This window comes from Iodobacter sp. BJB302 (genome assembly GCF_002735645.1).
Classification (GTDB): domain Bacteria; phylum Pseudomonadota; class Gammaproteobacteria; order Burkholderiales; family Chitinibacteraceae; genus Iodobacter.
Genome location: NZ_PDZG01000039.1, coordinates 19,542 through 38,541, shown reverse-complemented (window position 1 = coordinate 38,541; position 19,000 = coordinate 19,542). Strand labels below are relative to the sequence as shown.

At 49.8% G+C, this 19,000-nt stretch carries 12 protein-coding genes; 7 read left to right on the top strand and 5 right to left on the bottom strand.

Features of this window, described 5'->3' with window-relative positions; all coding sequences use genetic code 11:
* Positions 1 to 10: 10 nt before the first annotated feature.
* From CSQ88_RS13405 to edd, 5 genes are all read right to left on the bottom strand, one after another.
* Positions 11 to 1,084 (bottom strand): porin, encoded by a 1,074-nt coding sequence (locus CSQ88_RS13405; protein WP_099398604.1) that lies wholly within the window; start codon positions 1,082 to 1,084, stop codon positions 11 to 13.
* A gap of 288 nt (positions 1,085 to 1,372) precedes the next feature.
* On the bottom strand, positions 1,373 to 2,500 hold the full coding sequence (locus CSQ88_RS13400) for a porin (protein WP_099398603.1): 1,128 nt from the start codon (positions 2,498 to 2,500) through the stop codon (positions 1,373 to 1,375).
* 836 nt (positions 2,501 to 3,336) lie between these two features.
* On the bottom strand, positions 3,337 to 4,353 hold the full coding sequence (gene gap / locus CSQ88_RS13395; protein WP_099398614.1) for a type I glyceraldehyde-3-phosphate dehydrogenase: 1,017 nt from the start codon (positions 4,351 to 4,353) through the stop codon (positions 3,337 to 3,339).
* Positions 4,354 to 4,571: 218 nt separating this feature from the next.
* The gene (gene eda / locus CSQ88_RS13390) at positions 4,572 to 5,198 is read right to left on the bottom strand and encodes a bifunctional 4-hydroxy-2-oxoglutarate aldolase/2-dehydro-3-deoxy-phosphogluconate aldolase (RefSeq protein WP_099398602.1); all 627 of its coding nucleotides are present in this window, start codon (positions 5,196 to 5,198) and stop codon (positions 4,572 to 4,574) included.
* A gap of 127 nt (positions 5,199 to 5,325) precedes the next feature.
* The gene (edd, locus tag CSQ88_RS13385) at positions 5,326 to 7,152 is read right to left on the bottom strand and encodes a phosphogluconate dehydratase (protein WP_099398601.1); all 1,827 of its coding nucleotides are present in this window, start codon (positions 7,150 to 7,152) and stop codon (positions 5,326 to 5,328) included.
* A gap of 304 nt (positions 7,153 to 7,456) precedes the next feature.
* Here edd and zwf point away from each other — a divergent pair, with 304 nt between their 5' ends.
* The 7 genes from zwf (at position 7,457) to lpdA (ending at position 18,833) form a co-directional block, all read left to right on the top strand.
* Positions 7,457 to 8,911 (top strand): glucose-6-phosphate dehydrogenase, encoded by a 1,455-nt coding sequence (zwf, locus tag CSQ88_RS13380; protein ID WP_099398600.1) that lies wholly within the window; start codon positions 7,457 to 7,459, stop codon positions 8,909 to 8,911.
* A 64-nt stretch (positions 8,912 to 8,975) separates the two neighbouring features.
* A complete protein-coding gene (gene pgl / locus CSQ88_RS13375; RefSeq protein WP_099398599.1) occupies positions 8,976 to 9,677 on the top strand; it encodes a 6-phosphogluconolactonase in 702 nt (233 codons plus the stop codon).
* A 120-nt stretch (positions 9,678 to 9,797) separates the two neighbouring features.
* Positions 9,798 to 10,649 carry a transcriptional regulator HexR gene (gene hexR / locus CSQ88_RS13370; protein ID WP_099398598.1) on the top strand — a complete coding sequence of 284 codons (852 nt, stop codon included), beginning with the start codon at positions 9,798 to 9,800 and terminating at the stop codon, positions 10,647 to 10,649.
* A gap of 21 nt (positions 10,650 to 10,670) precedes the next feature.
* On the top strand, positions 10,671 to 12,317 hold the full coding sequence (gene pgi / locus CSQ88_RS13365) for a glucose-6-phosphate isomerase (protein WP_099398597.1): 1,647 nt from the start codon (positions 10,671 to 10,673) through the stop codon (positions 12,315 to 12,317).
* 125 nt (positions 12,318 to 12,442) lie between these two features.
* Positions 12,443 to 15,100, top strand: coding sequence for a pyruvate dehydrogenase (acetyl-transferring), homodimeric type (gene aceE, locus CSQ88_RS13360; protein ID WP_099398596.1), 2,658 nt, complete (start codon positions 12,443 to 12,445; stop codon positions 15,098 to 15,100).
* A gap of 102 nt (positions 15,101 to 15,202) precedes the next feature.
* A complete protein-coding gene (gene aceF, locus CSQ88_RS13355) occupies positions 15,203 to 16,843 on the top strand; it encodes a dihydrolipoyllysine-residue acetyltransferase (protein ID WP_099398595.1) in 1,641 nt (546 codons plus the stop codon).
* 211 nt (positions 16,844 to 17,054) lie between these two features.
* Positions 17,055 to 18,833: a dihydrolipoyl dehydrogenase gene (gene lpdA / locus CSQ88_RS13350; RefSeq protein ID WP_099398594.1), complete on the top strand. Its 1,779-nt coding sequence runs from the start codon at positions 17,055 to 17,057 to the stop codon at positions 18,831 to 18,833.
* Positions 18,834 to 19,000: the final 167 nt, after the last annotated feature.

The window sequence follows — 19,000 nt, the reverse complement described above, 5'->3', positions numbered from 1 at the left end:
ACAATTAAGATTAGAAGCCTGTCCATGTACCAACAACCAGACGTTGCATGCTGTCTTTACCGCCCGCAATACCTTGGTTTTGCCATGTAAAGCCAACTGGAGTTTTGTCAGCTGCGCCCAATTTAATGTAGCGATATTGAACAAAAGCCATGGTGTTTTTAGAAACATTGTAACCAAGCTGAGTGCTAAACTGATCAGCCTTGTTATCACCGCCACCGTTATCCTTGATGTGAGTCCAACCTGCATTCAAAGATAATTTGTCATTGAAGCTGTAACCCACTTTACCGTGGATCGCATCTTCTTTCACATCAGTACGGTCAAACTTGTCGTGAGCCCAGTCCAAAGACAATGTAACCGGACCAAACGCGCCACGTGCACCAACAAAGAATGTGCTGTCGTAACCTGTTGCAGCCTGTGCAGCTTTACCAGCCTTGTCAATTGTACCGTCAAGCTTAAATGTTGCTTTTTCTGCTTCGGTTGCATTCTTTTGTGCAAGGTAAGAAGCATCAATATGGAAAGCACCAAATGTTGCGCCACCACCTAATTCATAACCTTGTGAGCCGTTCTTTTTATCTGTAAAGCCATTACCCAGATCAACAGATGCAAAAACGTTTACGTTGCCAAAAGTACCTTCGTAGCCAACCGCGTTGTCAAAGAATGCAGCTGAACCCACACCACGGTCTTCACCAGCGTTACCCGAGCCATCCGTTAGGTAAGGCCAGTCTTTTTGTAAGTAAGTTTGTTGGAAAATACGACCAAACTTAACTGTACCCAAGCCACCTTTCACACCAATGAAAGCTTCACGAGTACCAAAAGCAGCTGAGCCAGTCGCTTTGTCGCTACCGCCAGGGCCTGGTTTTTGGGAGATGCGCCAGATTGTGGACGCGCCATTATCCCATTTATCTGCACCGTCAAAGCTCAGAATAACTGGAGTATCAATCGCAAACTTACCCTTACCATCAGTCGTTTGGTTAGAGTAGTACATTACGTCCAGTTCAGCAGAACCACTAATTGTAACTTCTGCGTAAGCAGAAGCGGAGCATACTGCTGCAACAGCAGCAACGATCAGAGCACGTTTAAACATTATTCATCTCTCTCTAAAAGGGAATATGGTTTTTTTTAACTTCAGTACATCAAGGCATATTTGCTTGTGTTACGAAGCAAGAATACTCAATAGGTACAAACCCATGCAATATTGCGTCGCGTATCTGCAACATTGTGTATCCCAAATGCAACATACCCCTTATGAGAATGGCGTAAATGCTGGCATGCACGAAAAAACGCCACGATTTACATCGTGGCGTTTTTTTATACTTTAAAGCATCAGCCCAACATTGAATGCCAGCCTGTCACTCTTATGGCAGGTTCTGAATTAGAACGCTGTCCATGTACCTACTAACAGGCGAGTGGAGTTTTTCTTGTCTGAACCAATAGCAAAACCATCAAGCTGAGAAGAACCAGTCATTACGCTAGCCTGACCAGCAGTATCTAACATGTGATGACGAACTTGAGCAAAAGCAACGGTGTTCTTAGACAGTGTGTAGTTGTACTGAGCGTTGATAACGTTCATACCGTCATCACGTTTTGCACCGTCAGTTTTGCTATCTTGAACACGCTGGTAACCCAGGTTGAAGTTGTTTTTGCCCATAGTGTAACCACCAACCAGCAAGAACTGATCAACCGCAGTTTTGCTGCCTGCCTTGTCGCCTGCAACACCACCCAGATTTACTACACCACGCCATTCATTACGTTTGTAACCAGCAGCTAAATCGAAGGCACCCATTTTGTACTTAGCATCGAGGTTGTAAGTACGTGCTGAGTTTTCAGCTGCTGAGTCATTAGCGGTGAAGTCACCAGAATGTCCCCAACCTTCCCCAGCCTTACGACCAAAAGTGCTGGCTTCGGAAGACAGGTTCTTAGCGTTTTTAGCTTCAGAAACACCAGCAGCAACATTGAAACCGTAACCAGTGTAGTTCGCTGTCAATTCCATTGCACGTGCTGTGTTGCGGCCGTTGCCTAAATCGTATTGACCAGCAAAGCTGAAGCCATTGAATTTAGGAGAGAAGTAGCTTACGCCGTTCGCGTATTGAACTTGTTGTGAACCAAAGTCAGCCCACAGGTTACCTTGACCTGAAGATGCAAAACCATCTAACTCAAGGTATTGGTTAGAGAACTGGTTACCGAAGCGAACTTCACCGAATTTAGTTTCGTAACCGATCCAAGCTTCACGTTGGCCAAAGCTGTCGTAACGATCTGGAGTCGCTACTTTTTGCGCGATGCGCCATTTCAGTGTATCGCCAGTATCAAGCTTATCGCGACCATCAACATTGATAACAACAGCGATTTCTTCAGCAACTTTGCCTTTACCATCTGTACCAGCTTGGTTGGTCTTGTACATCAAGTCCATTTCAGCAGAACCGCTGATTGTTACATCGGCGAATGCAGCAGGAGCTGCAAACATTGCGGATACGGCAGTAGCGATAAGAACGCGCTTAAACATACTGAGATTCCTTTATCAATTTTAGAGCCACGAATTCATAGTTGAATTCGGATCCATAGGATTTGAAAGACCACTCAGCAGCGCATTTTATTTAAAGCCAATTCAGTAAAAAAACCGAATCTACTTAATTAAAAATTGAGCGAGCTAAGTGCTCCGAAGCCCGTATATAACCACAGCGATTAATTTTGTTCTGCTGTAAAAATACCAAACCCCTATACGTAAAAATACCAACCAAATATCGATATGGCATACACTAGGTAATACAATTTATATATTAATAATCGAGCGCAAAAATACATTAAAATATATAAAACATGCTGTAAATTTTATGCAAAAATTAAGTAAATATTTAACTTTTTTTTAAACGAAAATAATATATGTAAATCAGAAAAAATGAACAATTTATTTAAATGTCATTTAATCGCGCCGTAATTATTTTCCCTGACTCAACTAATAGAACACTAAAAAAAGCCTCAGAATCTGCCAGCAATTCAGCAATAAAACAGCTCGCAAGCGCATTCATGTTGCACATTTGCAACATGGTTTTTGCTTAAAAACAGACACTTTAAATACTCAGATTTAATTTACCGGGCCCCGCCAGGCTGACCTTCACTCATTCCCAAAGCAAAATAACGCGCCCAATCTCACAGATAGCCGCACAGGGCATGCGATTAGCCATCGCCATTCACTCTTAGCATGAGGCCTTGCAAACGGCCCCAGCGCCGCGAAATAAGCGCTGTATGAGGCGTCTGCTCCAAGCCCCAGGAAACAGCAGGCAAAAAAATACCCGCATTGCTGCGGGTATTTTTTTAAACCGGTTAAAGCTTTAGAAGCGCTTATTTAGCGTTCCACAGAGCCTTAGTGGTATCAAGCATACGGTTGGAGAAGCCCCACTCGTTATCGTACCAGGACAATACTTTCACCAGCGTGCCACCGGAAACCTTAGTTTGCGATGCTTCGTAGGTAGAAGACGCTGGATCATGGTTGAAGTCGATCGATACCAATGGCAGGTCGTTATAGTTCAACACGCCTTTCATTGGGCCTTCGGACGCTTCTTTCATGATTTGGTTGATTTCTTCAACAGTCGTTGCACGAGCAGCAGTGAAAGTCAGATCAACCAGAGACACATTGATGGTTGGTACGCGAACAGCGAAACCATCCAGCTTGCCTTTCAGCTCTGGCAATACCAGTGCAACCGCAGCAGCAGCGCCAGTCTTAGTAGGAATCATCGAATGCGTTGCAGAACGGGCACGACGCAGGTCTTCGTGATAAACGTCTGTCAGAACCTGATCATTGGTGTAGCTGTGGATCGTGGTCATCAAACCAGAAACAAGACCAATTTTATCGTTCAGAGGCTTAACCAGCGGCGCAAGGCAGTTGGTTGTGCATGAAGCGTTAGAAATAACGGTATCGCTTGCTTTCAGCGTGTCGTGGTTTACACCGAACACGATAGTTGCATCAACATCATTACCACCAGGAGCGGAGATAATGACTTTTTTCGCGCCAGCAGTAATGTGTGCTGAAGCTTTTGCCTTGCTGGCGAAGAAGCCGGTACATTCCATCACGACATCAACGCCGATTTCTGCCCATGGCAGATCAGCCGGATTACGCTGAGCACAAACACGGATTTTGTCGCCGTTTACAACCATGAAATCGCCATCAACCGATACTTTGCCAGCAAATTTGCCATGCACGGTATCGTATTGAGTCAGGTGAGCATTAGTCTTAGCGTCGCCCAGATCGTTAATTGCCACGATTTGGAATTCATCAGTACGGCCAGACTCATACAAAGCGCGCAGTACATTGCGACCGATACGACCGTAGCCGTTAATTGCGATACGAATTGCTGCCATTGCCTGGTGCTCCTCAGAGAGTTCAGAAAAAACGCGCTCGCTACAGAGGCGCGCATAAAAAAATTGAATACAAAGAATACCCAACTGTCGTCTTGCTGACGATATGGCTATTCCCTATAAATAATGAAATATTGATGTAAATCTTAGGGCAGGCAAATTTTTATACCCACGCACAGGACGATGCAAGACGCGCGGGCACAAATCAAACCGCCAGGTTTTTATGACTTAGCTAATGCAGCTGCGGCACGGGCCAGCGCGGTAATACCAGCCCAATCGCCAGCAGCAACCATTTCTTTAGGTGCCAGCCATGATCCGCCCACACACCCAACATTTGGCAAGGCCAATAGCTTAGGTGCTGATTCCGGGCTTACGCCACCAGTCGGGCAGAATAAAATTTGCGGCAATGGGCCGCCCATTGCTTTAAGCATGCTTAAACTGCCTGCTTGCTCGGCAGGGAATAGTTTAAGTGCATCGAAACCTTCTTCCAGTGCTGCAATCGCCTCGGATGGTGTCATTACACCGGGGAGTAATTCAATTTTTGCTTCGCGGGCAGCAGCAGCCAGCTTAGGTGTCAGGCCAGGTGTCACCGCAAATACCGCACCTGCAGCTTTAGCTTGTGCAAATTGCTCCGGGCGAACAACGGTGCCCACGCCCACAATAGCACCGGGTACGTTATCTACAATGGCACGTACAGCAGCCAAAGCGGCATCGGTACGCAGAGTGACTTCCAGTACACGAATACCGCCTTCAACCAAAGCCTTGGCCAAAGGGACTGCGTGCTCTACTTTCTCGATTACCAAAACCGGCATCACCGGACAAGAGCGCATGATTTCGCGAATTTGCATGGGGTTGTTCTTCCTGTTCTCGTAAATTATTTAATTGATCAGATTGGGTCAATTCCATTTTTATACACTTAAGGGCTGCTTCAGCCGCCCTTAAAGCAAAGGAATCAAGCCAATCCGAATGACTTCATTAATGGGCAAGGCCCATGCTGATTGCGCCTTCTTCAGCGCCAGTTGCTGCAGCTCGGAATGTGGCGAACAACTCGCGCCCCATACCATGCTCATTAGCGGATAAATCCGCTGTATCCACGGTACGAGCGGCCCATTCAGCAGCATCGACCTTCGCTTCAACCACACCCGCATCCGCATCAAGGCGGATGATGTCACCATTTCTCACCTTGCCCAGAGGGCCGCCATTCAAGACTTCTGGCGTCATATGAATAGCAGAAGGCACTTTGCCCGACGCGCCAGACATACGGCCATCGGTCACCAAAGCCACTTTAAAACCACGATCCTGCAAGAGGCCCAGCACAGGTGTCAGCTTATGCAGCTCTGGCATCCCATTGGCACGCGGCCCTTGGAAGCGCAGAACCACCACAAAGTCTTTTTCCAGCTCGCCGCGCTTAAATGCTGCCAGCACATCGTCCTGATCATCAAACACAATCGCCGGCGCTTCTACACAGCGATTTTCTGGCTTAACCGCAGAAATTTTGATGACAGAGCGGCCAAGATTACCCGCCAGTAAACGTAAACCACCGTCAGCGCTAAATGGGTTACTTGCATGGCGAACCACATTATCATCGACAGGCTCAAGAGGAGCCGGACGCCATACCGCCTTGCCATCTTCGCCAAGGAAAGGCTCGTTCGCATACGGGCGCAAGCTCTTACCGGCTACCGTCAGCACGTCTTCATGCAACAAGCCCGCATCGAGCAACTCGCGAATTAAAAAGCCCATTCCGCCCGCAGCATGGAAGTGATTTACATCGGCCGAGCCATTTGGATAAATTTTTGCCAGTAAAGGAATAATGGCTGATAAATCGTCAAAATCGCTCCAGTCAATAATGATGCCCGCAGCGCGTGCAATGGCAATCAAGTGAATAGTGTGATTGGTCGATCCGCCGGTGGCCATCAGGCCAACAATGCCGTTCACGATGCATTTTTCATCGACCACTTTACCTACCGGCGTAAATTCATCGCCTTTATAAGTAATTGCAATCGCGCGTTGTGCCGCAGCAACAGTCAGGGCTTCGCGTAAGGGAGTATTAGGGTTAACGAAAGCTGCGCCAGGTAAATGCAGGCCCATCACTTCCATCAGCATTTGATTTGAGTTGGCTGTACCAAAGAATGTACAAGTACCCGCACCGTGGTAAGAGCCTTCTTCAGAAGCCAGTAGCTCTTCACGCCCGCATTTGCCCTCAGCAAATAACTGACGCGCTTTGGCTTTTTCACTATTTGCAATACCCGAAGTCATCGGGCCGGCAGGAACAAAAACAGTTGGCAGGTGGCCAAACTGCAGGGCGCCGATCAATAAACCCGGCACAATCTTGTCACAGACACCTAAGCAAACTACGCTGTCAAACACATTATGCGAAAGGCCCACAGCGGTGGACATAGCAATCACATCACGGCTGAACAGGCTGAGCTCCATACCTGGCTGGCCTTGCGTCACACCATCGCACATGGCGGGAACACCACCTGCAAATTGGGCGGTAGCACCTGCCTGACGCACGGCTTCTTTAATAATGGCGGGGAAGGCTTCAAAAGGCTGATGCGCCGACAGCATGTCATTGTAAGCAGAGACAATTCCCAGATTGGGCTGACGCATTTCGCGCATCATAATTTTGTCGTTTTCTGGCGCTGCGGCCCAGGCATGAGCCTGATTGGTACAGGCTAAGCCTTTACGCAGCGGCTCCTTACTGGCCGCCTTTTCAAGGCGGGCTAAATAACGGGAGCGTGGGCCTTGGCTTCTTGCGATAATACGCGCAGTGACTTCGGCAAGCTTGGGATGAACGGACATAGACAAAGGCTCCGAGTTACGGCGCGATCACAGCACGCCACGTGCGTTTCTATAAAATTGATCGTAGTTTTACTACAAAGCATCTATAACTTCAACCGCATCAGCGTGGATTGTTCGTTTCATTGCGCTGCATCAATAGTCAACATTTACACAGGGTTACCATTCTGCGCTACGTGTTAACCCCCACCATTCAGGGCCCTTGGCGAATTTCGTTTGCGCCGCTATTTAGCTGTGTAGTAAGATTACAAAGTCTTACGTGCCCGCCAAGGCCCGAAAACCGACTCAAGAATAAGGACTCTCGCGGATGACTCAGATCGACGCTTTCGACATGGTGCTGTTCGGCGGCACTGGCGACTTGGTAATGCGCAAATTACTTCCTGCGCTCTACCATCAACATCAAGAAGGCAATCTGCCCCAAGAAGGACGCATCGTCTGTCTGGGCCGCAGCGTTCCGGATACTGCCGCTTACCTCAAAAAAGCCCATGCTTTAGCTGTAGGCTATCTGGGCAAACACTACAACGACGCCGACTGGGCAACGTTTGCTGAACGGATTGAATATCTGCAACTGGATGCCAATCACCCTGCAGAATTCACCAAGCTGGCCGATGCACTGAATGCATTTCCAAAACGCGTTCGCGTGTTTTATCTGTCAACTGCACCTGATTTATTCGCCCCTATTTCAAAAAGCCTGTCTGAAGTGGGCCTTGCCGCTGGCAATGCCCGCGTGGTGCTTGAAAAGCCGCTGGGACACGATTTAGCTTCATCAAACAAGATTAATGATGAAGTCGGTGAATATTTCCAGGAACACCAAATTTATCGCATCGACCATTATCTGGGCAAAGAACCTGTTCAGAACTTAATGGCTTTACGCTTTGCAAACACATTACTTGAGCCACTATGGCGCAGAGAATGGATTCGCGATGTACAAATCACCGTTACCGAGCAGGTAGGTGTTGAATCGCGTGCCGATTTCTACGATAAAACCGGTGCGCTGCGTGATATGGTACAAAACCATCTCTTACAGCTGCTGACAATTGTCGCCATGGAGCCGCCTGCATCGATCGATGCCGACGCGGTTCGTGATGAAAAGCTTAAAATTTTACGCGCCTTAAAACCCCTCTCTACTGAAGATGTGCACACCAAAGTCGTGCGCGGTCAGTATCGTGCAGGTGCAGTGGCTGGCAAGCCAGTACCTGGCTATCTGGATGAGCCGGATGTTCCGGCTGGCTCAAAAACCGAAACCTTTGTTGCTCTGAAGGCTGAAATCCAAACCTGGCGCTGGGCAGGTGTACCGTTTTATCTGCGCACCGGCAAACGTTTATCCGAGCGTCTTGCTGAGATCGTGATTAATTTCCGTGAAGCGCCGCATTCTATTTATGGCCGCACTGCCAGCACACCAAACCGCTTGGTCATTCAGCTGCAACCCGATGAATCCGTGCGCCTTTATATGATGGCAAAAGAGCCTGGCAATCAGGGCCGCCTGCGTCCTGTGCATCTGGATATGGATTTCAAAGAAACCTTCAAAACACGCAGCCCTGAAGCGTACGAGCGCCTGTTGCTGGATGTGATTCGTGGCGATCTGTCGCTGTTTGTACGCCGCGACGAGCAGCGTGCCGCATGGCGCTGGGTTGAGCCTATCATTGATAACTGGGAAAGCAGCTCTGATGGCCCTAAGCCATACACGGCAGGAACATGGGGGCCCGCTGCTTCATCCGCCCTGCTGTCCCGTGACGGCCTGTGCTGGCACGAAGAAGATTAAATCAAGTATTTGAATCAGGCGGGCCAGTTTTCTGGCCCGCTCTTTCATTATCATGAGGTAAAGCATGTCATCACTGTCATGGCACGAATGTTCATCCAAAGACGAATTAGATCATCAACTGGCAGATTTTATTGCTGAGCAATTAAGCACTGCCATTGCTGCACGCGGCCAGGCGGGGATTGCTGTCTCAGGAGGCAGAACACCGGCAGGCATGTTTAAAGCGCTGCGCGTAAAAGAATTAGACTGGTCAAAAGTCATCGTTACCTTAGCGGATGAGCGCTGGGTTGCTCCCGACCATGCTGATAGCAATGAACGCCTGACGCGTGAAAACCTGCTGCAGGATAAGGCTGCCAAAGCGACTTTTATTTCGCAAGTGTCGGATGCCAGCTCCGCCCATGAAGGCCAGCCAAGCATCGAAGCGCGCCTCGCTGCACTGCCCTCGCCACTGGATGTACTGATTTTGGGCATGGGAGATGATGGCCATACCGCATCGCTTTTCCCCAACGCTGCAGAGCTTGAAAGCGCCTGTGTATCCAGTGCCCTGTGTGCAGCCATCACCCCTCCGGCAGCGCCGCATCAGCGCATTACGCTCACCCTGCCTACGCTTGCCAAAGCGCGGTCGGTAATCGTACATATCACTGGCGAGAGTAAAAAAGCATTATTGCAAGTGGCACTCTCTGAACAAAAACCACTTACAGAGCAATACCCTATCCGCCGTGTTCTGGATAAGGCAGAAAGCGCCAAACACTTGTTCTGGGCAGCCTGATTCGGATGCTTCAACTACCTAAGCGCTTTTGCAAAATTTTCCCGGCCGGTATTCACAGCCGGGAAGATTTTACACAAGGGCTTCACCCCCATAAAACTCGTGTTTGAGTGAGAAAAAGACATGCTCGAACGTATCAAGGCCGCACTCGATAGCCTCAGCAAATCAGAACGAAAAGTGGCAGAGCTGGTTATTGAACAACCTAATCTGGTTGCCAATGCTCCGATTGCGCAAATTGCCGACTTAGCGCTTGTTTCACAGCCTACCGTGATTCGTTTTTGCCGCTCACTCAACTGCTCTGGCTTGCAGGATTTCAAGCTGCGCCTTACACGCAGCTTGGTATCCGGCGTGCCCTATGTGCACTCGATGGTGAGCACGGATGATTCAGCACATGATTTGGCGCGTAAATTATTCGACAACAATATTTCGCACCTGCTGCGCTGCCGTAATGAGCTCGACACCGAAGTACTGGAGCGTGCCATTACGATCATGTCGAATGCCAAAAAAATTGAAGTCTATGGGCAGGGACAATCGGGCGCCGTCGCAATAGACGCACAGAATAAGTTTTTCCGCTTAGGTGTGCCTACCGTGTCCTATACCGACCCGCATATGCACGGCATGAGTGCATCCATGCTAGGGCCGGGGGACGCCGTTGTTGCTATTTCCAACTCGGGCCGCACGCTCGATTTATTGCGCTCAGTAGAAATTGCCCGCGATGCCGGGGCCGATGTGATTGGGATTACCCATTCCAAATCACCGCTGGCCAAGCGTTGCTCGCTCTGCCTTTTTGCCGACACGATGGAAGATCCTGATCTTTACACCCCAATGATTACCCGAATTGTGCATCTGGTGATTATTGACGTACTTGCCGTCGGTGTAGCACTCAGGCGCGGACCAGAACTCATAGACCAACTCGAAAAAATGAAGCGCAGCCTCAAAGAAAAGCGTGTTCGTGGTCATGACAACTACAGCTGATTTTTAAGGACTTATCCACACATGCAAAACCTGACACAAACACCAGCCTGGCTTGCTTTAGAAGAACATTTCAATGAAGTGTCTTCTTTGCATCTGCGCGATCTGTTTAAGGACGATCCACAGCGCTTTGAAAAGTTTTCACTTGAATCAGGCGGCCTGTTTTTTGATTACTCAAAAAACCGCATCACAGCAAAAACCATGACTTTGCTGATGGATCTGGCCCGACAATCCGGCCTGCAAGAGCGCATCAAAGCCATGTTTGCTGGCCAGAAAATCAATACCACAGAAAACCGTGCCGTATTGCACACTGCGCTGCGCAATCTGGATAAGCATCCATTGATTGTGGATGGCGAAGATGTCATGCCTAAAGTGAATGCCGTTAAAGATAAAATCGGCGTTTTCTCGGATAAAGTCCGCTCGGGTGAATGGCTGGGTTACACCGGCAAGGCGATTACCGATATTGTAAACATCGGTATTGGCGGCTCGGATCTGGGCCCGCTGATGGTTTGTCAGGCGCTGAAAGATTACGGCCACAAACGCCTGAAAATGCATTTTGTTTCCACCGTTGATGGCGACCAGGTTGTATCCACACTGGCAGAACTTAATCCGGAAACAACGCTCTTTATTATTTCTTCCAAAACATTTACCACCCAGGAAACGCTGACCAATGCCCGCACATCACGCGCATGGTTTGTAAAAGCTTCGGGTGATGAAAAACATATTGCCAAGCATTTTGTGGCCGTTTCAACCAATGCCAAAGCTGTCAGTGAATTCGGTATTGATATTGAAAATATGTTTGAATTCTGGGATTGGGTAGGTGGCCGCTACAGCCTGTGGAGTGCCATTGGTTTGCCGATTGCAATTTATCTGGGTAAACACAATTACCAGGATCTTTTGCATGGTGCATATACCATGGATCAACATTTCTGCAGCAAGCCCTTAGAGCAGAATTTGCCGGTGATAATGGGGATGCTTGGGGTTTGGTACGTTAATTTCTTTGGCGCATCCACCCAGCTTATTTCACCCTATAACCAATCGCTTTATCGCTTCCCTGCGTATTTGCAACAGCTGGATATGGAATCAAACGGTAAAACGGTTGATTTGAATGGAAAACGCGTGAATTATCGCACCGGGCCTGTTGTATGGGGCGATACCGGTATTAACGGCCAACACGCGTATTACCAGCTATTACATCAGGGCAGCCAAATCGTACCCGTCGATTTTATTGCCACAATAGAACATCCGGATATTCCTGAACCGCACAATACCATTCTGATGGCGAATGTATTTGCCCAGACAGAAGCGTTTTTACGCGGCAAAAATGAATCGGAAGTTCGCGCAGAATTAGATGCACAGGGTATTACCGGCGAAGAACAGGATGCTTTAGTTCCGCATAAAGTATTTGAAGGTAATCGCCCGACCAATACCATCTTAATGCAGCGTTTATCACCGCGGCGTTTAGGTGCACTGATTGCTTTGTACGAGCATAAAGTATTCGTACAAGGCACGGTCTGGAATATTAATTCCTATGACCAATGGGGTGTTGAATTAGGCAAACAATTGGCAAAAGCGATTGAGGCTGATTTAACTACACCAGGTTTAACCACTAACCATGACGCTTCGACCAACGGTCTGGTGAATTATTACAAGCGAAATACCCCCCGTTAAACGGGATGTATTTTTATATGCCTATTACAATGCAGGCCTTTTAAAGCAGGCTGGTCCACACAACCGGCCTGCCTCCGCATCAAAATCTGCGGAGTTATTAACCCACACACAAGGTAGAGAGACCAATGGCAGAGCAGCTTCATGACCTCGATCCCCAAGAAACGCAAGAATGGCTAGAGTCACTCGATAGCGTCCTCGAAAAAGAAGGCGCAGAGCGCGCCCATTTCCTGGTTGAAAAGCTTGTAGATCATGCACGCCAAGACGGCGTCAATATTCCGTATACCGCGACCACGGCCTATATCAATACGATTCCAGCGCACCTGCAAGCTAAGCACCCAGGTAAGCCTAATCTGGAAGAACGTATTCTGGCCTACACCCGCTGGAATGCAGCAGCCATGGTGGTTAAAGCTAATCGTGATGAAGCAGAGCCAGGCGGCCATATTTCTTCATTTGCCTCCGCGGCCACTTTATACGATATCGGCTGGAATCATTTCTGGCATGCGCCTTCTGAAAACCACGGTGGTGACTTAGTTTACTTCCAAGGTCATTCTGCACCTGGCGTTTATGCTCGTGCCTTCCTTGAAGGCCGCATTACTGAAGAGCAACTGAATAAATTCCGCCGTGAAGTTGATGGTGGTGGTTTATCGTCTTATCCACACCCTTGGTTAATGCCCGATTTCTGGCAGTTCCCAACGGTATCGATGGGTCTTGGCCCATTGATGGCCATTTACCAAGCCCGCTTTATGAAGTACTTGGACGATCGTGGTTTTAAGCAAAAAGGCGATCGTAAAGTTTGGTGCTTCTGCGGCGATGGCGAAATGGACGAGCCAGAATCGCTAGGTGCAATTTCCCTCGCTGGCCGTGAAAAGCTCGACAATCTGATCTTTGTGATTAACTGCAACTTACAGCGTCTTGATGGCCCTGTACGCGGTAATGGCAAAATCATTCAAGAGCTGGAAGGCGACTTCCGTGGCTCTGGCTGGAATGTGATCAAGGTAGTCTGGGGCACAGGCTGGGATGCCATCCTTGCTCAGGACAAAAAAGGCCTTCTGCAAAAACGCATGATGGAAGTAGTCGATGGTGAATACCAGACCTACAAATCCAAAAACGGCGCTTATGTACGTGAACACTTCTTCGGTGCTTACCCAGAGTTGCTCGACCTCGTTTCAGCGATGTCGGATGACGATATCTGGCGTCTGACCCGTGGTGGTAACGATCTTTATAAAGTATACGCAGCCTATAAAGCCGCTTCTGAGCACAAAAACCAACCAACACTATTGCTGGTTAAAACCGTTAAAGGTTTCGGCGTAGGCGCGGCTGGCGAATCACAAAACGTCGCGCACAACACCAAAAAGTTGTCCGATACCGATCTGCTTTACCTGCGTGATCGCTTTAATATCCCGCTAACCGACGAAGAAGCGATTGCTTGCAAATTCTACCGTCCTGCTGACGATAGCCAAGAGCTAAAGCATATGCACGAACGCCGTGCGGCGCTGGGCGGCTTTGTGCCATCCAGAAAGCCAGTTGACGAGCCACTCGAAGTGCCAGGCTTGGATGCACTGCAAGGCTTATTGGGCAGCACTGGCGAGCGTGAAATGTCCACTACCATGGCCTTTGTTCGTATCTTGAACACCCTGGTGAAAGACAAGAAAATCGGAAATCGCATCGTGCCTATCGTGCCGGATGAATCCCGCACCTTTGGTATGGAAGGCATGTTCCGTCAGCTGGGTATTTGGTCGCACGTGGGCCAGCTGTACGAGCCACAAGATGCCGACCAGCTGATGTTCTACAAGGAATCCAAAACTGGTCAGGTATTGCAGGAAGGGATTAACGAAGCAGGTGCGATGAGCGACTGGATTGCTGCGGCAACCTCCTACGCCAACCACGGCGTGACCATGATTCCGTTCTACATCTACTACTCCATGTTTGGTTTCCAACGGATCGGTGACCTAGCATGGGCAGCGGGCGATTTACGCGCTCGCGGCTTCTTAGTGGGCGGTACGGCTGGCCGCACCACGCTAAACGGCGAAGGCTTGCAGCACCAGGATGGTCATGGGCATCTGTTTGCTGAATTTATCCCGAACTGCGTGTCCTACGATCCAACCTTCGCTTACGAGCTGGCGGTGATTGTGCAGGACGGTATGCGCCGCATGTATCAAAACCAGGAAAACATTTATTACTACCTGTCAGTAATGAATGAAAACTACAGCCACCCGGCTATGCCAGAAGGCTCCGAAGCCGGCATCCTGCGCGGTATGTATATGTTCCAGGAAGGCGCAAAAGACGCTGCTCTGAAAGTGCAGTTAATGGGTTCAGGCACGATCTTCCGCGAAGTAATTGCTGCGGCTGAGCTGCTGAAAGCCGATTTCGGCGTGGATGCAGATATCTGGTCTTGCCCAAGCTTTAACGAACTGCGCCGTGATGGTATGGCGGTTGAGCGTCACAATATGCTTAACCCGTTGGCAGCGCAGCAAGTGCCTTATGTTACGAGCTGCCTGACTGGCCGTACCGGCCCTGTGATTGCGGCAACCGATTACAAACGTGCGTTTGCAGATCAGGTGCGTGAATACGTTCCTGCTAAATACGTTGTGCTGGGTTGTGACGGCTATGGCCGCTCTGATTCACGTAAAGCATTGCGCAGCTTCTTTGAAGTGGATCGCTTCCACGTAGCGGTTGCTGCACTGAAAGCCTTGGCTGACGAAGGCAAAATTCCTGCAGCGAAAGTTGCGGAAGCCATCGAAAAGTACGGCATTGCAAATCGCCCAGCGCCTTGGACCGTGTAAAGCAGTGAGGCTTTGCCCTCAGGCACCTGGCTGAAAGGCAAAGCACCGGGGAGGGACAAGCGCCCTCCTCCTCACTCCATACCCCTCACAGGATTCGTATATATGAGCACATTGATTGAAGTAAAGATCCCCGACATCGGCGGCCACGAGGGCGTTGAAGTGATCGAGGTTTTTGTAAAAGCTGGCGACACCATTGAAGTAGAGCAATCGCTCATTACATTAGAAACCGACAAAGCGACGATGGAAGTGCCATCGACCCACGCCGGTGTAGTAAAAGAAATGAAGATTAAAATTGGCGATAAAGCCTCTGAAGGCAGCATCGTTTTACTGCTGGAAGCAGCCGACACCGCCAGCACAGCAGCGCCTGCAGCGGCGGCTCCGGCAGCGGCTCCGGCAGCGGCACCTGCCGCTGCGCCGGTTGCAGCGCCGGCAGCCGCCAGCGTGGCCAGCAGCATTGAAGTGCGCGTACCGGACATCGGTGGCCACGATGCAGTTGACGTGATTGAAGTATTTGTAAAAGTGGGCGATGTGGTTGAGAAAGAACAATCACTGATCACACTGGAAACCGATAAAGCGTCTATGGAAGTGCCATCGCCGGAAGCGGGCGTCGTTGAAAGCATCTCCCTGAAAGTGGGCGATAAAATCAGCGAAGGCGGCCTGATTCTGGTACTGAAAGGTACCGCATCAACAGCGGCTCCAGTGGCAGCAGCCGTTGCAGCCCCTGCACCAGCGCCTGTTGCTGCAGCTCCGGTACCCGCAGCAGCGCCTGCCCCTGTAGCAGCCGCAGCGGCTCCGCGTACCATCAACGAAGCAGGCTTCAAAAAAGCCCACGCCTCGCCTTCGATTCGCAGCTTTGCCCGTGAATTAGGCGTTGACCTGAGCCTGGTTAACGGTACCGGTCCTAAAGGCCGCATTTTGCATGGCGATGTGCAAGCCTATGTGAAATCCATCATGAGCGGCGCAGTCGCAGCGCCAAATGCGGCCGCTGCCGCCGTAGGTACGGGTTCTGGTCTGGATCTACTGCCATGGCCAAAAGTTGATTTTGCCAAGTTTGGCCCGATCGAAACCAAGCCGCTGACCCGCATCCAGAAGCTCTCTGGCGCCAACCTGCATCGCAACTGGGTTGTTATCCCACACGTTACATTTAACGACGAGTGCGATATCACCGAGCTGGAAGAATTCCGCAAATCCATCGGTAAAGAGTGGGAAAAATCAGGCCTTAAACTCTCGCCACTGGCCTTTATCATTAAAGCCGCTGCCGAAGTGCTGAAAGCCTTCCCAACCGTGAATGCGAGCCTCGATGGCGATAATCTGGTATTGAAGCAGTACTACAATATCGGTTTTGCGGCAGACACGCCAAATGGTCTGGTTGTACCGGTGATTAAAAACGCCGATCAAAAAGGCCTCAAGCAAATCGCCAAAGAATTGACCGAGCTTTCCGCCCTGGCGCGTGAAGGCAAGCTCAAGCCTACCGATATGCAAGGCGCAACCTTTACCATTTCCAGCCTTGGCGGCATTGGTGGCACCAGCTTCACGCCTATCGTCAACGCACCGGAAGTGGCGATTCTTGGCGTGTGCAAATCTCAAATCAAGCCGATCTGGAATGGCAAAGAATTTGTGCCACGCCTGATGTGCCCATTGTCGCTCTCTTTCGATCACCGCGTGATCGACGGCGCACTGGCTGGCCGCTTCACCGTGCAACTAGGCAAACTCCTAAGCGACATCCGCCGCTTGGTGTTGTAAGCCTCAGCTTAAAAATTTAATGCTAAAACCCAAATCTTAAAACACGGAGTTAAGGAGAACACGGAGCAACACGGAGAAAACCCTCACTTAGTTTTTCTCCGTGAAACTCCGTGTCCTCTGTGTCCTCCGTGGTTCAAGGTCTGGGTTTTCAATCCTTTTGTAGTCTGTGAGCCAGCTTGCGATGCACTTACTACCATTAATGGAATAAATGATGAGCAATCTAATCGAAATTAAAGTCCCCGATATCGGTGGCCATGACAATGTGGATATCATCGAAGTCTTCGTAAAAGTCGGCGACACAGTGGCCGTTGAAGAGTCCTTGATTGCGCTGGAAACCGATAAAGCAACAATGGAAGTGCCTTCTACCCACGCCGGTGTGATTAAAGAAGTGAAAGTCGCCGTGGGAGGCAAAGTATCCGAAGGCAGCCTGCTAGTGATTCTGGAGGTTGCCGCCAGCGCAGCAGCAACTCCGGCCGCGGCTCCAAGCCCGGCCGCAGCTGCGCCAGCCCCTGCACCACAAGCCGCTCCTGTCGCTGGCAGCCACAGCGGCGCTGCCGACTACGAATGCGAAATGGTCGTGCTCGGTGGTGGCCCTGGTGGTTACTCTGCGGCTTTCCGCTCTGCTGACCTTGGCATGAAAACCATCGTGGTTGAGCGTTTCTCAAAGCTTGGCGGTGTGTGTCTGAATGTAGGTTGTATTCCTTCTAAAGCCCTGCTGCACAATGCAGCGGTGATTGACGAAGTAAAACACCTGGCAGCCAACGGGATTAAATTTGGCGAGCCAGAAGTCGATATCGACGCACTGCGCGGCTTTAAAGAAAAAGTCATTGGCAAGCTCACCACCGGTCTGGCGGGTATGGCCAAGGCACGTAAAGTGGAATTCGTGCGCGGTATTGGCCGCTTTATTGACCCGCATCATCTGGAAGTGCAAATCACTACCGGTGAAGGCAAAGAAGTCACTGGCGAGACCAAAATCATCAAGTTCCAGAAAGCGATTATCGCCGCTGGCTCTTCCGTATTTAAGCTGCCTTTCGTGCCAAATGATCCACGCGTAGTGGATTCAACCGGCGCGCTGGAGCTGAAAGCCGTGCCAAAACGCATGCTGATTTTAGGCGGCGGGATTATTGGTCTGGAAATGGGTACGGTTTACTCCACACTGGGCGCTCGCCTGGATGTAGTAGAGATGCTCGACGGCCTGATGCAGGGCGCGGATCGCGATCTGGTTAAAGTATGGGAAAAATGGAATGCCCACCGCTTTGACAACATCATGCTCAAGACCAAAACCGTTGCACTGGAAGCCAAAGAAGACGGCATCTGGGCGACTTTCGAAGGCGAAAACGCCCCGAAAGAACCACAATGCTACGACCTCGTACTGCACGCCACTGGCCGCGTACCTAACGGCGGCAAAGTGGGCGCAGAAAACGCCGGTGTGATTGTGACTGATCGCGGCTTTATCCCGGTCGACAAGCAAATGCGCACCAATGTGCCGCATATTTTTGCGATTGGCGATCTGGTTGGCCAGCCTATGCTGGCGCACAAAGCTGTGCACGAAGCACACGTGGCCGCTGAAAATGCAGCGGATCACAAAGCCTTCTTTGATGCCCGCGTGATTCCAGGCGTGGCCTATACCGACCCTGAAGTGGCCTGGGTAGGCGTGACCGAAGATGAAGCCAAGAAAAACGGCATCAACTACGGTAAAGGCGTATTCCCATGGGCAGCTTCTGGCCGTGCGATTGCCAATGGCCGCGATGAAGGCTTTACCAAGCTGATCTTTGATCAGGACACCAAGCAAATCATCGGCGGCGCGATTGTTGGCCCGCACGCTGGCGATATGATCGGTGAAATCTGCCTTGCGATCGAAATGGGTTGTGATGCCGTGGATATCGGTAAAACCATCCACCCTCACCCAACCATGGGTGAATCCATTGGTATGGCCGCCGAAGTATTTAAAGGCGTATGTACTGATCTGCCTCCGCAAAAAAAGAAATAATTTCTTTTGCGCAGTAAAAAAACCCGGCTTGCCGGGTTTTTTTACGTTTAAACCTTTGCAGTTTCAGAAACGGATAAGACACATCAAAGACCTCTCAATTATTCTTACAATAAAAAAACAAAAAATAACCAATTTCCAATTAAAAACATACCTTTAAATTGACATTA

What these genes read in the sequence shown, in the direction of transcription:
- CSQ88_RS13405 (WP_099398604.1), bottom strand. Translation starts at nt 1,084, where the DNA reads ATGTTTAAACGTGCTCTGATCGTTGCTGCTGTTGCAGCAGTATGCTCC.
- CSQ88_RS13400 (WP_099398603.1), bottom strand. Translation starts at nt 2,500, where the DNA reads ATGTTTAAGCGCGTTCTTATCGCTACTGCCGTATCCGCAATGTTTGCA.
- gap (WP_099398614.1), bottom strand. Translation starts at nt 4,353, where the DNA reads ATGGCAGCAATTCGTATCGCAATTAACGGCTACGGTCGTATCGGTCGC.
- eda (WP_099398602.1), bottom strand. Translation starts at nt 5,198, where the DNA reads ATGCAAATTCGCGAAATCATGCGCTCTTGTCCGGTGATGCCGGTTTTG.
- edd (WP_099398601.1), bottom strand. Translation starts at nt 7,152, where the DNA reads ATGTCCGTTCATCCCAAGCTTGCCGAAGTCACTGCGCGTATTATCGCA.
- zwf (WP_099398600.1), top strand. Translation starts at nt 7,457, where the DNA reads ATGACTCAGATCGACGCTTTCGACATGGTGCTGTTCGGCGGCACTGGC.
- pgl (WP_099398599.1), top strand. Translation starts at nt 8,976, where the DNA reads ATGTCATCACTGTCATGGCACGAATGTTCATCCAAAGACGAATTAGAT.
- hexR (WP_099398598.1), top strand. Translation starts at nt 9,798, where the DNA reads ATGCTCGAACGTATCAAGGCCGCACTCGATAGCCTCAGCAAATCAGAA.
- pgi (WP_099398597.1), top strand. Translation starts at nt 10,671, where the DNA reads ATGCAAAACCTGACACAAACACCAGCCTGGCTTGCTTTAGAAGAACAT.
- aceE (WP_099398596.1), top strand. Translation starts at nt 12,443, where the DNA reads ATGGCAGAGCAGCTTCATGACCTCGATCCCCAAGAAACGCAAGAATGG.
- aceF (WP_099398595.1), top strand. Translation starts at nt 15,203, where the DNA reads ATGAGCACATTGATTGAAGTAAAGATCCCCGACATCGGCGGCCACGAG.
- lpdA (WP_099398594.1), top strand. Translation starts at nt 17,055, where the DNA reads ATGAGCAATCTAATCGAAATTAAAGTCCCCGATATCGGTGGCCATGAC.